Source organism: Citrobacter sp. A316 (assembly GCF_002042945.1).
Classification (GTDB): Bacteria; Pseudomonadota; Gammaproteobacteria; order Enterobacterales; family Enterobacteriaceae; genus Citrobacter; species Citrobacter portucalensis.
The window spans coordinates 166,348-180,409 of the sequence record NZ_MVFZ01000007.1 but is presented as its reverse complement, the minus strand read 5'-3'; the positions used below and the strand labels follow the sequence as shown (position 1 = coordinate 180,409).

General features: G+C 50.7%; 12 protein-coding genes. 4 read left to right on the top strand and 8 right to left on the bottom strand.

Annotated features, from left to right (window positions below; genetic code table 11):
* Positions 1-47 precede the first annotated feature (47 nt).
* The gene (locus BZK41_RS11010; protein ID WP_079938176.1) at positions 48-1,247 is read right to left on the bottom strand and encodes an NAD(P)/FAD-dependent oxidoreductase; all 1,200 of its coding nucleotides are present in this window, start codon (positions 1,245-1,247) and stop codon (positions 48-50) included.
* Positions 1,248-1,479: 232 nt separating this feature from the next.
* On the opposite strand from BZK41_RS11010, the gene BZK41_RS11005 reads away from it, so the two are divergent.
* Positions 1,480-1,983, top strand: coding sequence for an Rrf2 family transcriptional regulator (locus BZK41_RS11005; protein ID WP_003023361.1), 504 nt, complete (start codon positions 1,480-1,482; stop codon positions 1,981-1,983).
* 85 nt (positions 1,984-2,068) lie between these two features.
* Here the strand turns inward: BZK41_RS11005 and dtpB are convergent, their stop codons facing one another.
* Together dtpB and uspA are read right to left on the bottom strand one after the other, a co-directional pair.
* The gene (gene dtpB / locus BZK41_RS11000; protein WP_079938175.1) at positions 2,069-3,541 is read right to left on the bottom strand and encodes a dipeptide/tripeptide permease DtpB; all 1,473 of its coding nucleotides are present in this window, start codon (positions 3,539-3,541) and stop codon (positions 2,069-2,071) included.
* 281 nt (positions 3,542-3,822) lie between these two features.
* A complete protein-coding gene (gene uspA / locus BZK41_RS10995) occupies positions 3,823-4,260 on the bottom strand; it encodes a universal stress protein UspA (RefSeq protein ID WP_003023368.1) in 438 nt (145 codons plus the stop codon).
* A gap of 393 nt (positions 4,261-4,653) precedes the next feature.
* On the opposite strand from uspA, the gene uspB reads away from it, so the two are divergent.
* Entirely contained in the window at positions 4,654-4,989 is a 336-nt protein-coding gene (uspB, locus tag BZK41_RS10990) for a universal stress protein UspB (RefSeq protein WP_003023371.1), read from the top strand.
* A gap of 64 nt (positions 4,990-5,053) precedes the next feature.
* Here the strand turns inward: uspB and pitA are convergent, their stop codons facing one another.
* The gene (gene pitA, locus BZK41_RS10985) at positions 5,054-6,553 is read right to left on the bottom strand and encodes an inorganic phosphate transporter PitA (protein ID WP_003827471.1); all 1,500 of its coding nucleotides are present in this window, start codon (positions 6,551-6,553) and stop codon (positions 5,054-5,056) included.
* Positions 6,554-6,782: 229 nt separating this feature from the next.
* Here pitA and BZK41_RS10980 point away from each other — a divergent pair, with 229 nt between their 5' ends.
* Both BZK41_RS10980 and BZK41_RS10975 read left to right on the top strand, forming a co-directional pair.
* Positions 6,783-7,979, top strand: a complete 1,197-nt coding sequence (locus BZK41_RS10980; protein WP_079938174.1) for an NAD(P)/FAD-dependent oxidoreductase — start codon at positions 6,783-6,785, stop codon at positions 7,977-7,979.
* Between the two features lie 108 nt (positions 7,980-8,087).
* Positions 8,088-8,759, top strand: coding sequence for a FadR/GntR family transcriptional regulator (locus tag BZK41_RS10975; protein WP_079938208.1), 672 nt, complete (start codon positions 8,088-8,090; stop codon positions 8,757-8,759).
* A gap of 10 nt (positions 8,760-8,769) precedes the next feature.
* On the opposite strand, the gene BZK41_RS10970 is transcribed toward BZK41_RS10975, so the two are convergent.
* From BZK41_RS10970 to BZK41_RS10955, 4 genes are all read right to left on the bottom strand, one after another.
* Entirely contained in the window at positions 8,770-10,242 is a 1,473-nt protein-coding gene (locus BZK41_RS10970; protein WP_079938173.1) for a fructuronate reductase, read from the bottom strand.
* 107 nt (positions 10,243-10,349) lie between these two features.
* Complete coding sequence (gene uxuA, locus BZK41_RS10965; protein ID WP_079938172.1) at positions 10,350-11,531, bottom strand: mannonate dehydratase; 1,182 nt, start codon at positions 11,529-11,531, stop codon at positions 10,350-10,352.
* Positions 11,532-11,551: 20 nt separating this feature from the next.
* Complete coding sequence (locus BZK41_RS10960) at positions 11,552-12,577, bottom strand: alcohol dehydrogenase catalytic domain-containing protein (RefSeq protein ID WP_079938171.1); 1,026 nt, start codon at positions 12,575-12,577, stop codon at positions 11,552-11,554.
* Positions 12,549-13,838 (bottom strand): MFS transporter, encoded by a 1,290-nt coding sequence (locus tag BZK41_RS10955; protein WP_063941413.1) that lies wholly within the window; start codon positions 13,836-13,838, stop codon positions 12,549-12,551. Before BZK41_RS10955 ends, BZK41_RS10960 begins: the two co-directional genes overlap by 29 nt.
* Positions 13,839-14,062 lie beyond the last annotated feature (224 nt).

Here is a 14,062-nt window from a genome sequence, read left to right as displayed (position 1 = left end):
TGTCTTTGTAGGCCGGATAAGGTGTTAGCCGCATCCGGCATTACCCATTAAACAAACGGTGCCAGCGGATCGGCAATTTCAAATGCTACTGCACGATCTGCTTTCGGCGGATAAATCAGCTCGCTGACAATCGACACCTTCAGCTTCTTCGCTTCTGCGCGCGTCAGTTTCACCTGCTGGTCCCATCCTTCGCTATACACCGCACCCCAGGCACCGAGATCCAGACAAGTGACGTAGTTTTCCTGACGATATGGCAGTGGTGTTACGTTTAACAGGTCCGCCGCGGCGTTATTACCGGCAAATTTACCCAACAAAATAGCGTGCTGACAGGTCATCAGCGCATGGTTGCCTTTGTCGTCGGTGGCGGCATAGGCGACATCGCCAGTGGCGTAGATATCATCGTGACCCACAACCTGCAGATTGGCATTCACATGCAGACGGCCCTGGCGATCGCGCGGGGCGTTAATCTGTGCTGTCAGGCCATTGGCCTGCACGCCGACGGTCCAGATAACCGTCTGAGAGGCAATCACCTGCCCATCTTTCAGCGTGACGCCGGAGGCATCCACGCTTTCTACTTCCGCATTGACCAGCCACTCGACGCCCAGTTCAGCAGAGGCTTCGATAATCACGTCACGTAATTCCTGGCTCCAGCGTCCGCCTGGCTGAGCACCGCGTTCAACTACGACAACTCTGGTCTTAGAATCAGCGCCCAATATTTCGCGCAAACGACCCGGCAATTCCAGCGCCATTTCAATCCCGGTAAAGCCGCCGCCGCAGACCACCACGGTATTGCGAGCCTCACTTTCCGGTTGTAATGCCAGATCTTTAATGTGCTGCTCCAGTACGGCGGCGCTTTCAAGTTGGTCGAGGTCAAACGCGTGCTCGGCGGCACCGGCGACGGCGTCGCGGTTTACATGACTTCCGCTGGCGAGCACCAGGCGGTCGTAGCGGCGCAGATGAATGTCACCGTTGGCATCTTTCCAGCTCACCTCTTTAGAGTCCGGGAGGATTTGCTCGACGTGACCTTGCAAGAAGTTGACGCTGGTAACGTCAAACAGCGGTTGCAGCGGTGCGACCAGCGTATGAACGGCGTTTTCATAAAAACGTGGGCGGACACGTAGCTCTGGCTGTGGGGCAATTACTGTAATATCAATGGCCTGCTGATGTTTATCCGCCAGTCGCGCGGCGCTTAATGCTGCCCACATACCGGCAAAGCCGGCGCCCACGATCAGAATTTGTTTACGCATTGGGTTTTTCTCACTGGTGACTACGAATTATTTACTCGGATTTTATTTGTCGTAGTTAAGGATTGCAATGCGATCGAGCTCCTTTTTACCTAAAAGGTTGAGAGTTTTTGAATATCTATTTGATAAATATATATTTAAAGTTTTATTTTGCAGGCGGGTTATTTTGCTGTCTGGAATGAATGAGATGAAAAAGCTACAATAAACTCAGATTCATTTTGGCTGAGATAAGAGAATGGCATTCTACAGTTCTGGGGTTGAGTACGGCATTCATAGCCTGATGTGTATGGTCGACAGTAAGGGCGACGCGCGGGATATGAGCGTGCGGGAAATTGCCGAGCTGCAAAGCGTGCCATATGACTATCTGGCGAAAATTTTTACTCGTTTGTCGAAAGCGGGTCTGGTGCGCAGCATTGAAGGCAAGGGCGGCGGTTTCCAGTTAGCTAAACCCGCTGAACACATCACGGTGCTGGATGTGGTGAATGCTATTGATGGCGATAAGCGCATCTTTGAATGTCGTGAAATTCGCCAGCGGCTGGCGGTATTTGAGGAGCATCCACCTGAGTGGGCCTGTGAAGGCATTTGTGGCGTGCGTTCGGTAATGGACATGGCCCAGCAGCGAATGGAAGAAGCGCTCGGCCAGCATACGATTCTCGATTTGGCGCGCAAAATGTACCGTAAAGCACCGGACACCTTTGTGGTGGAAGTGCAGGAGTGGATAGACGCTCGCAAAGGGTAATGATCGAAAATGCCCGATGGCGCAAAGCGATCGGGCTTGTTGAATGTAGGCCGGATAAGGCGTAAGCCGCATCCGGCACTGAGTATTACTGTTCGGTACTTGGCGTATTAATCATGCGGTTCAGCCATGGCACCATAATCGCCATCACGACCGTTACTGCCAGGGTGACCAGGCCAATCTTACTGAAGACGTTGGTGTAGATAGGCAGCGTTTGCAGTGGGTCGGTGATGTTCTCTGGTACGGCGGTGAACGTGGCGACATAACCCCCCATCAGGAAGGCCGCAGCCTGCGTCAGGAACCACATCCCGAGAATGAAGCCCATCAGGTGTTGTGGCACGAGAGCGGCGACCATCGCCAGTCCCAGGGCGCTAATCAACAGTTCACCCAGGCTCTGGAACAGATACACCAGCACGATAAACCATGGCGACGTCAGCCCTTGCGCATCGGCAAACCACATCCCGGCAGCGGCGGCCGTCAGGAAGCCCAATGAGCACAGGAACATACCGAGCGTAAATTTCATCGGCATGGTCAGGTCTTTGCCTTTGTTGCCCAGACGGGTATAGATTGCGGCCAGTACCGGACTCGCCAGTACCACCCAGAACGGGTTCAGCGCCTGGAAGCTCACCGGGTTAATGGCGAAACCAAGAATTTCATGGTGTACGTTATTGATCGCAAAGAAGTTCAGCGATGTCGGCATCTGCGCGTACAGCACGTAAAACACCACCGCTTCCAGCATCAGGATAAAGGCCACGAACATCTTGTTGCGCCCGGTTTTATCCAGTTTGAATGCCTGACGGAAGAAGATAATGGTGACAGCAATCGACAGGACGATCAGCACCAGGTTGGCAACCTGCACGTTGTGCATCAGCCAGGCGCAGATAAATACCATCACTACCGTACCGGCCAGCACGCACAACAGGTTACGGAAATTCAGCGGTTTATGGTCAGGTTCAGAACCGATGTCCTTCACCATTCCACGGCAGGCAAAGTAGACCAGCAGCGCGACGATAAGCCCGGCCCCGCACAGGTTGTAGGTCACAGCGTAGCCAAACTTATCGGCAATCACCGGTGCCAGCGACAGCGACAGCAGCGAACCGATATTAATCGACATATAAAACAGGGTGAAAGCCCCGTCCAGACGGGCATCTTTTGGTGGATAGCATTTGGACAGCAGGCTTGCCGGGTTGGCTTTAAACAGCCCGTTACCGACGGCAATAGTACCCAAAGCAATAAAGATCAGATCCGGCTTGAGCAGCGACATCCCGGTCATGAAATAGCCGATTGCCAGCACAATGGCACCGAGTACCAGCGTGCGCTTGGTGCCTAACAGGTGATCGCCGACGTAGCCGCCGATCGAGATCAGGCCGTAAACCAGTGCGGCAAAGGCACCAAAGGTGACAAATGCCTGTTCTTGTGAAAATCCGAGCTGCTTAACAAAAAATACCGCCAGGATGCCCTGAACGCCGTAATAGCCAAATCGTTCCCATAATTCCACAAAGAAGATCATGAAGAACGGACGAGGTTGCTGCAGCAAGCCCGTAGGTGCAGTTTTATTCATATTCCATCGCCTTTCAAAGCCATCCCGAAAAGTATGAACGCGTATACTTAAACGCGCCGAAAAAGTCTTATTTTGTTATAGACTGCGGTTATTGGCCGCGGGTGTAGAGTATTATAGAGATAGTTTTCGATCCAATTAGTTGATCACACTAATTATGATTTATTTGTTGGATTGATGTACTAATTGTGTCCGGATGATAAAAACAAAAACGCCCGCAAAGGCGGGCGTTTACAGGCTTAATTGCTTACAGCGTGCCGGGCTATCTTCCGGCAGCAAGCATTTTATGCTTCTTCGTCGTCACGCAGCGGAACAATCAACATGTCGACGTGGACGGTGTTGATCAGTTGGCGCGCGGAGGACATCAGTTTGCTCCAGAAATCCTGGTGGTGACCACATACGACCAGGTCCATGTCGTATTTTTTGATGGCATCAACCAGAACCTGGCCCAGGTCGCCGCTACCGCTCAGGGTTTCGGTGATAGGGTAGCCTGCATTGGTGGACAGCTCGGTTAACGCGTGGTGGGTTTCTTCAGAAATGCGCTTCTGCATGTCGCCCAGATTCACATCGATGAGCCCGGTGTACAGGTCGGAATAGTTTACGTCAACGTGGATAAGGGAGACTTTAGCATTGTAAGGTCGCGCCATAGAAACCGCTTTTTCAACCAGAACTTTGCTTTCCGGAGAAAGATCAACCGCGATAAGAATGTGTTTATAAGCCATAGTGTTACTCCTTCCATAAGTTGTCGATGACTAGCCTGCTGGCGTTTATCTGCCGCCGCGTCATCCGCGTCCTGCGAACCTTATGCGCGGGGCTAGCCCAGTCGTAAAAACGTACCATATAAGGACTATCCTTACATTATAGCGACCAGGATAATCCGTCAATCCGCCTTGCTTGCCAAGCAGTTAAACAAAATTTTTAGTTAATTGCATTGATAGCGATTAACCTTATGGCAAAAAAATTAACTGATCTCCTACACTATTTAAAGAGGCGTTCGGATGCGTGATACTAACACGAACGGTTTCGGCTGCACTCTTCATTGAATGGTTTGGCAGGGTATCGGGGAGCGGTAGTCCCGGAAAGGAGTTCCGTGGGCGGGTCGCCGGGGAGGAGGTATGATAAGCACCATTGCATTATTCTGGGCTTTATGTGTCGTTTGCATTGTTAATATGGCGCGCTATTTTTCTTCGCTACGCGCACTGTTAGTGGTACTTCGTGGTTGCGATCCATTACTTTACCAGTATGTAGATGGAGGGGGCTTTTTTACCTCGCATGGGCAACCGAACAAGCAGATGCGTCTGGTGTGGTATATCTACGCTCAGCGTTACCGCGATCATCATGATGATGAATTTATTCGCCGCTGTGAGCGGGTTCGCGGTCAGTTCATCCTTACCAGCGCGCTATGCGGCCTGGTGCTAATCAGCATGGTTGCGCTGATTATTTGGCACTGATTCCAATAACAGATACAAAAAAAGCGGGCCAGCTTCCTGACCCGCTTTTTTACCGTGCATTCGCTTAGATAAGCTTCAGGGAAAGCCAGTACAGCACCCCGGAAAGAATAATCGCAGCCGGCAGGGTGAAGACCCAGGCCATCAGAATGCTGGTTACCGTTTTACGCTGCAATCCGCCGCCATCAACAACCATCGTCCCCGCAACGGAAGAAGAGAGAACGTGGGTGGTGGAAACGGGCATGCCGGTGTAACTGGCGAGACCGATAGAGACTGCGGCGGTCATCTGTGCCGACATCCCCTGGGCATAGGTCATGCCTTTCTTACCGATTTTCTCACCAATGGTGGTGGCTACGCGACGCCAGCCAATCATCGTACCAATACCCAGCGCCAGTGCGACGGCCATAATGATCCAGATAGGCGCGTACTCAATGGTGCTCAGCATGTCAGCTTTCAGTTTTTTCAGCAGACGCTGATCGTCGGCGCTTACGCCTGGCAGCTTAACCACCTTATCGGTGGTATCAGAGATGCACAGCATAATACGGCGCAGCTGACCACGCTGTTCGACGCTTAACTTGTCGTAGGTTTCCAGGTTCGCCAGCATACCTTTCGCACGTTCCAGCGCGTTGATGGTATTCGCCGGGTGGCAATGGAACTCTGTCGTCGTCGCGGGTGCCGCGTCCGTCGGGGACGGAATCAGCTGGTCTACGCCAGTGGCCTGTTTAAGCAGGTCAGGACGCTGCTGGAAGAAGACTTCGACGTTATTGATTGCATCACGGGTACGGGTAATCTCGTAACCGGAAGCATTCATATTCACCACGAAGCCTGCAGGCGCTACGCCAATAAGTACCAGCATCACCAGACCAATGCCTTTCTGCCCGTCGTTAGCGCCATGAGAGAACGCAACGCCGATAGCGGAGAGGATCAGTGCAATACGGGTCCAGAACGGCGGCTTTTTCTTGCCATCTTTCTTTTCACGTTCTGCTGGCGTCAGGTGGATACGGGCACGTTTTTTTGTACCGCTCCAGTAACGACGCAGAATGAAAATAAGACCGCCTGCAACCACCAGACCAACAATTGGCGAGATGATAAGCGAAGCAAAAATACCGATAACTTTCGGAATGTTAAGTGCGTCCACCACCGAGGTGCCGGTCATCAGTGCATTGGTTAAACCAATACCGATAATGGCGCCGATCAGCGTGTGGGAGCTGGATGCAGGTAAACCAAAGTACCAGGTACCCAGGTTCCAGATTATTGCCGCCAGCAGCATGGAGAACACCATGGCAAGGCCATGTGACGATCCCATATTAAGCAGCAGATCCGTTGGTAGCATATGCACGATGGCATACGCCACGCTGAGACCACCCAGCAAAACACCAAAGAAGTTGAACAACGCAGCCATGACCACCGCCAATTGCGAACGCATTGCACGGGTATAGATCACGGTTGCGACAGCATTGGCTGTGTCATGGAAGCCGTTAATTGCTTCGTAGAACAGCACAAAAGCCAGAGCAAGCAATAGTAAAAGCCCGGTATGTAAATCCAGGCCAGCAAACAAATGTAGCATAGGACGTTACGCCATTTTGAGGACATGAACGCGGCGCATTATCAGTGACTTTGGCGGCGCGGGCAAAGTGAAATATAGAGTTTTTTTGATTTGTCTCCTGCTTTGTTTTACACCACTAAAGAATTATCCTATATATTTCAGTTAAATACCCTTTATCGGTAGTTTGGTGCTGGTGCGACCACTGAGGAATCTTTACAATTCACACCCGCTTTTTAGAGAGGATCGCAACGTGGAAAGGTTTGATACCGTTATTATAGGCGCTGGCGCAGCGGGTATGTTTTGTGCCGCGCAGGCAGGACAAGCAGGTAGTCGAGTACTGCTGATTGATAATGGTAAAAAGCCAGGACGCAAGATTCTCATGTCTGGCGGGGGACGCTGCAACTTTACCAATCTTTATGTCGAACCGGCCGCCTATTTGAGCCAAAACCCCCATTTTTGCAAATCGGCGCTGGCGCGTTACACGCAGTGGGATTTTATCGACCTGGTGGGCAAACACGGTATTGCCTGGCATGAAAAAACGCTAGGTCAGCTTTTCTGCGATGATTCCGCACAGCAAATTGTCGATATGCTGGTAGACGAGTGTGAAAAAGGTAACGTAACTATGCGGTTACGTAGCGAAGTCCTGAGCGTGGCGCGGGATGATGAAGGTTTCACCCTCGAATTGAACGGCATGACGGTCGGCACGAAAAAACTGGTTATCGCTTCCGGTGGGCTTTCCATGCCGGGTCTGGGGGCAACGCCGTTTGGTTATAAAATTGCCGAACAGTTCGGACTGAAGGTGTTGCCAACGCGCGCGGGACTGGTGCCCTTTACGTTGCATAAGCCACTGCTGGAGCAGCTTCAGGTGCTCTCTGGCGTATCGGTATCTTCCGTTATCACCGCCGAGGATGGCACCGTGTTTCGTGAAAATCTGCTCTTTACACACCGAGGACTTTCGGGCCCGGCTGTTTTGCAGATTTCCAGTTTTTGGCAGCCAGGCGAATTTGTCAGCATTAATTTGTTGCCGGATGTTGACCTGGCGAGCTTCCTCGACGAACAACGTAGCACACACCCTAACCAGAGCTTAAAGAACACATTAGCGATGCAGTTGCCAAAGCGTCTGGTGGAATGCTTGCAGCAGTTAGGGCAAATTCCTGACGTGTCTCTGAAGCAGCTTAACGTGCGCGATCAACAAACGCTGATTGAAACGCTGACCGAGTGGCGGGTGCAGCCGAACGGTACGGAAGGGTATCGTACCGCTGAAGTCACGCTGGGCGGTGTTGATACCAACGAGCTGTCATCGCGCACGATGGAAGCCCGCAAAGTGCCAGGGCTCTACTTTATCGGCGAAGTGATGGACGTCACCGGCTGGTTGGGAGGCTATAACTTCCAGTGGGCATGGTCGAGCGCCTGGGCATGCGCACAGGATTTGGTATCTGGTGAGTGAATTTGTTTACCTCTGTTACAAGGAACTGACTCAGGCATGCGTTTCTTAACTCCGGGAATGATAAGATAAATCAGTTAAAAATCGTACACAGAAGGGAACGGGATGCACATGGTTATTCCTGAGGTAAAACAGGAGCGGCTCTATCAAAAGATAGCCAATCTCATCATTAAGCTCATCAACGATAGTATTTTTCCGCCGGGAAGCTTCTTGCCCCCTGAACGTGAACTGGCGAAGCAACTTGGCGTGAGTCGGGCATCGCTCAGAGAAGCGTTGATTGTGCTTGAGATCTCAGGGTGGATCACCATCCAGTCCGGTAATGGCGTGATTGTTACTGATAAAAAGCATTCTGCCAGTGATTATACGGTTGAAGAAATACTCTATTCGCGAGAGTTGGTCGACAGCCATTGTGCGCGTCTTGCTGCAGAAGCAGGCAAAGATGAGCTAATTAGCCAGCTTGAAGCGCTGCACCTCAGCATGGAAAAAGCCATTAGTGAAAACAATGTCCATGGTTTTTACTCTCTCGATAAGCAATTCCATTTAACGGTATCTGAAGCCAGTCAGAACCGCGTCTTGCTAGATATGTCGCGTATGTTGTGGGAGCAACGCGTTAACATCCCGTATGCCGGACTGGACAAACGCTCCGGCAACCGGGATGTGTTAACCAGTATGAATCAGCAACATAAAGCAATTGTGGATGCGATTCGCCAGGCGGATGCTGACGGTGCTTATCAAAAATCGCTGGAACATCTGGCTTACGTCAGGCAGATCGTGGGTCTTTGAAACACAAGCGTTAATGACTCAGATCGGCTACCGCTGCACGGGCGCCTAAGCTGTGCAATTGCTGACAGGCAGCGGTGACATGCTCAACAAAGTCGGTGTTATCGCGCAGATCCCGCCCAAAGATGGTGTCAATTGCCAGTAGTGCCCTGACACGTTCCCCAGTTGACGGATAGTGCTGATAAATAGCCCGAAACTGTTCCGCCAAAGGATCGACCACTTCAATTGGATTGCCTTTTTCATCTATACCACTGACGTAGCGCATCCAGCCTGCAACGCCCAGAGCCAGGCGACGGTAGTTGTCTCCTTGTTCAAGATGAAGCCGAATGGGGTCCAGCAAGCGTTGCGGTAATTTCTGACTGCCATCCATCGCAATTTGCCAGGTTCGGTGCTTCAACGATGGATTGCTAAACCTTGCGATCAGCAACTCCGCATAACCTGCCAGGTCTGTACCTTCAGGCATCGACAGCGTTGGAGCCTGTTCATCAAGCATTAACGCCAGCGCAGCGTTGCGATACGCCGGGTTTGTCATCGTATCGGCAATCGTCTCGTAGCCACCCAGATAACCAAGGTATGCGAGGAAAGAGTGACTGCCGTTGAGCATACGCAGCTTCATCATTTCAAACGGCACTACATCTTCCACAAACTGCGCGCCAACCCGATCCCAGTCCGGACGACCATTAACAAAGTTATCTTCGATAACCCACTGGCGGAACGGCTCGCAGGCAATGGCACAGGGATCGTACACGCCAAGCTGTTCGGCGATTTGCGCTAATGTCTCATCCGTTGCCGCTGGGACAATGCGATCCACCATCGTACAAGGAAACGTAACATGCGCGGCTATCCAATCGGCCAGTTGCGGGTCGCGGGTCGCTGCCAGCCCCAGGACAGCTGCTTTCGCGACATGGCCGTTTTCTCGCACGTTGTCGCAGGACAGCACGGTAAAGGCCTTTAATCCCTGTTTGCGACGCAACGCCAGAGCTTCGACAATATAGCCAATCGCCGATTTTGGTGACTGCGGGTTTACAATGTCATGCTGGATAAACGGGTGATTCAGATCCAGTTCGCCGCTGGCGGGATCGGTACAATAACCTTTCTCGGTAATTGTCAGTGAAACAATGGCGGTTTCCGGGCGCGCCATTGCGCGGATAATTGCATCTCCGCCATCGAATTCTGGATGCAGAGCTTCGTTCATCGAACCGATGATTTTAAGTTCTGTATTTTGCGCCCCACGCTCGGCAACGGTATAAAGCAGATCCTGCGCCTTTAGATTTTGAATCAGCGTGGCATCGTTTCCGGGCATCAGGTTAACCTCGCAGATACCCCAGTCGCTGTCGCTGCTTTCCAGCAGATGATGGGTATAAAGTGCCTGGTGGGCGCGGTGAAAGGCCCCGCAGCCAAGATGTACGATTCGGGAAACCAGGCGTGAACGATCCCAGCATGGGCGCGGGGTGGAAATCTGAGCGTTGGCGAGATTTTGTTCCATGACAACCTCCTGTCATTGAAGATCTTCTTTGATGATGTGCTATCAAAGACCGGTCCTGACGGAATGAAAAACCGCATAGCGATGGACACCATGCGGCAATAATCTGATTAACTGAAAAAGGCGCGCCGGATAGCCAGCTCAACACCACGTACTTCAGCCAGACCTTTCAGACGCCCAATAGCGGAATAACCGGGATTGGTTTTCTTTTTCAGATCGTCAAGCATCTGGTGACCATGGTCTGGTCGCATGGGGATCAAGACGGCGTTACCTTCATTTTTACGGCGCTCTTCTTCTTCGACTATCGCTTTCACCACGTTGTACATATCGACATCACCGGAAAGATGTGCCGCTTCATGGAAGGTTTTGGGATTATTTTCGCGTTGCGTGGAGCGCAGATGCGTAAAGTAAATCCGTGGGCCGAACTGTTTAATCATATCTACCAGATCGTTGTCTGCGCGCACCCCATAAGAGCCTGTACACATTGTGAAGCCATTCGCCATGCTGTTGACGGTTTCTACCATCCACTGCATATCTTCGATGGTGGAGACAATACGCGGCAGACCAAGAATTGGGCGCGGCGGATCGTCTGGGTGCACGGCCATACGTACGCCAACCTCTTCCGCAACCGGGATGATGGCCCGCAGGAAAAAGGCAAAGTGCTCGCGCAGGGCCGCTTTGTCGATATTTTGATAAGTCGCCAGGTGGCTACGGAATTGGTCCAACGTGTAACCTTCTTCGGCGCCTGGCAGACCGGCAATAATGTTTCGTGTCAGTCGCGCCTTGTCCTCTTCGCTCATGGTGGAGAAACGCTCACCCGCTTGAGCTATCTCATCCGCGGTGTAATCTGCTTCGGCCCCCGGACGTTTGAGAATATGCAGCTCAAAGGCGGCAAACTCAATCTGGTCAAAGCGCAGGGCTTTTGAGCCATCGGGCAATTCATATTCCAGGTCTGTGCGCGTCCAGTCCAGAACCGGCATGAAGTTGTAACACACGGTATAGATGCCACATTGGGCAAGATTACGCAGCGTCTGCTGATAATTGCTAATCCAGAGATCGTATTGCCCTGTATGGGTCTTGATATCTTCATGAATCGGCACGCTTTCCACGACGGACCAGACCAGACCGGCTTTCTCTACGATCTCTTTGCGTTTGAGAATTTCTTCTACGGACCAGATTTCACCGTTTGGAATATGATGAAGCGCTGTTACTACGCCGGTTGCTCCGGCCTGACGAACATCGGACAACGACACGGGATCGTTCGGGCCATACCAACGCCAGGTTTGTTCCATTGTTTTATCTCCTGGGAAAATTAATGAAAGGTCGCATTGATCTTCAGATAGCGTTCCGGGTATTGATCGAGTTCTTTTACAGCGGCAGGAACCTCATCAATACTCACTACTTTGCTGACAACATCCGCAGGATTGATGTTCAGCGTTGCAAGCATCTGTAATGCTTCTTCAAACTCGCCTGCGCTGGTACGGGATCCGCGAAGATCCAGTTCCTTAAACGTGATCAGATTGGTGGGTAACGATGTTTCCTGTTTTGGCCAGCCGGTGAAAGCAATACGACCAGCAAAAGAGGCCAGATCCAGCGTTTCGCGAATCGCGCTGTTAGCGCCAGAGGCTTCAACCACGACCTGGGCCATCGTGCCCTGCGTAATATCTTTTATCGCGTCAATAACCTGCGTATTCGAGGGATTGATAACGTACGGGACGCCCAGCGATTTGGCATACTGGAGTCTTTCTTCCACGATATCGATCAGGATAGGTGTCGCGCCATAACGTAATGCGCTCAGTGCCGCCATCAGACCTATCGCACCCGCCCCAATGATGGCGATATGTTCCCCTGCGGTGAGTTTGGCCCGATGTAGCGCATGTAGCGCAATGGTCAGCGGTTCTGCCAGCGGTGCCATCTCGGAGGCCACGTCATCAGGGATTTTGTGAATCAAATGCGCAGGGTGAGCAACCACCTCCTGCATTGCGCCATCAATATGCACGCCAATTACTTTTAGATTCTCACAACAATTTGTTCTGCCTACCGAGCAGGGATAACAGTGACCACAATAGATATAAGGGTCAACAATTACGCGGTCTCCTTCTTTTATGTTGGCCGGCATACCATTGCCTTCTTTAATAACTACGCCGGTAACTTCGTGACCAATAATACGTGGGTAGGTTACTAAAGGATTAGTTCCGCGAAATGCACCAATATCAGAACCACATATTCCGGCAGCATCGACTTTAATCAGCACTTCATTATCTTTCTTTTCAGGATAATCAACCCAGCGGGTTTCAATTTCACCAGGTTTATTGATGTAAACAGCTTTGACTTTCATTTTCTTTCAATCCTTTATTTTTGACAAATACGAATACCAGGCAGCTGGAAACAATCGCAATAGCACCAGCAAGATAGAATGCGTAATCATATTTACCGCTGAACTGAACGATGAATCCGGTGACCAGTGGGCCAATAATCCCGGAAATATTCGCTAGCCCATGCATGGCTCCGCCGACGCTACCGACTTTATCTTTATGCACTACATCCTGAATAACAGCCCAATAAATTGGCCCGGTCAGATACAGCAGGAAGAGCGAGACAGACATCAGTCCAACGGCGCTGCTGATGGTGGTGACTGTGCCTGAAACACCAACACAAATCGCCGCACCAGCCAGGCACACGCCGAGAATAAGACGTCGAGAAAGCAGGGCATTTCCTGTAACGCGATAGATAAAATCAGAACATACGCCGCCCAGAACCATGCCGATTGCGCCTATCACCCACGGGATCACGGTTGCAATGCTAATTTCTTTAATATCAAGATGTAATGAGTGATTCAGGTAGCTTGGAAACCAGGTCAGGAAGAAAAAGAGTATGTAGTTATAGCTAAAGAAGGCCAGCGTCGTTGCCCACACCATCGGCTGTTTCATGTAGTAGCCAAGAGAAGGCATTGCTTTACCGTCATCCGCTAAAATAATGTCGTCATGGTTTTCAAAATCGACACGCTCTTCCGGGGCAAGGTGTTTACTTTTGGACGGTTTATCACTGGCAATGAAGTACCAGAGAATGACCCAGGCTAAACCAAACAGGAAAATAATCCCAAATGCCGGACGCCAGCCTAATGAAAGAGCCAACAGGCCAACGACCGGACCAGAAATTGCACCACCTAACGGTGAACCGGCGCTAAAAATACCAATCGCAGTGGCGGATTCTTTACGCGAAATCCAGTTATTGATGATTTTATTGCCGGCTGCGCTAACTGGTCCTTCGGCCATACCAAATAATACGCGTACGGCCAGCATGGTCCATAAACCGGTAACTAAACTGGTCATCCCACAAAATACTGACCAAAGTAATGCGGCGACCAAAAATACTGTCTTAGGACCAAACTTGTCGCTGGCCCAGCCACCGATAAAGTTAAACAGTGCGTAGCCAACAAAGAATGCGCTGAAAATCATACCCATTTCAGCGGCATTAAATCCTAATTCCTTTTCAATGAGTGGAGCGGTGATCGACAATGCTGAACGATCCATATAGTTAAGCATGTAAACTATAAATAGAAGAAAAACGATAAGCCATCCCATTGTTTTTCTTTTCATGATATATCCTCTTATTGTGGTCTAGCGGCCTGACCACAATATTTAAATCCTATTTTAAGATCACCATCATTTTGATGTTAATGTGATCAACATAACGAAAAATCAACGTTGAAAATAACAATAAGCAAAGAGAGTTAATCGTAATTCAATGAATTTAAATGACTTTATTTTAATCTGGTAATTTGTGATAAATCTAATCGCATACTCAAAGTCTATTTATTGCG

Excerpts from the sequence above, each read along its gene's own strand:
- uspA (WP_003023368.1), bottom strand. The coding sequence starts at position 4,260 with ATGGCTTATAAACACATTCTTATCGCGGTTGATCTTTCTCCGGAAAGC.
- pitA (WP_003827471.1), bottom strand. The coding sequence starts at position 6,553 with ATGCTACATTTGTTTGCTGGCCTGGATTTACATACCGGGCTTTTACTA.
- dtpB (WP_079938175.1), bottom strand. The coding sequence starts at position 3,541 with ATGAATAAAACTGCACCTACGGGCTTGCTGCAGCAACCTCGTCCGTTC.
- BZK41_RS11010 (WP_079938176.1), bottom strand. The coding sequence starts at position 1,247 with ATGCGTAAACAAATTCTGATCGTGGGCGCCGGCTTTGCCGGTATGTGG.
- BZK41_RS10975 (WP_079938208.1), top strand. The coding sequence starts at position 8,088 with ATGGTTATTCCTGAGGTAAAACAGGAGCGGCTCTATCAAAAGATAGCC.
- BZK41_RS11005 (WP_003023361.1), top strand. The coding sequence starts at position 1,480 with ATGGCATTCTACAGTTCTGGGGTTGAGTACGGCATTCATAGCCTGATG.
- BZK41_RS10960 (WP_079938171.1), bottom strand. The coding sequence starts at position 12,577 with ATGAAAGTCAAAGCTGTTTACATCAATAAACCTGGTGAAATTGAAACC.
- BZK41_RS10970 (WP_079938173.1), bottom strand. The coding sequence starts at position 10,242 with ATGGAACAAAATCTCGCCAACGCTCAGATTTCCACCCCGCGCCCATGC.
- uspB (WP_003023371.1), top strand. The coding sequence starts at position 4,654 with ATGATAAGCACCATTGCATTATTCTGGGCTTTATGTGTCGTTTGCATT.
- BZK41_RS10955 (WP_063941413.1), bottom strand. The coding sequence starts at position 13,838 with ATGAAAAGAAAAACAATGGGATGGCTTATCGTTTTTCTTCTATTTATA.
- uxuA (WP_079938172.1), bottom strand. The coding sequence starts at position 11,531 with ATGGAACAAACCTGGCGTTGGTATGGCCCGAACGATCCCGTGTCGTTG.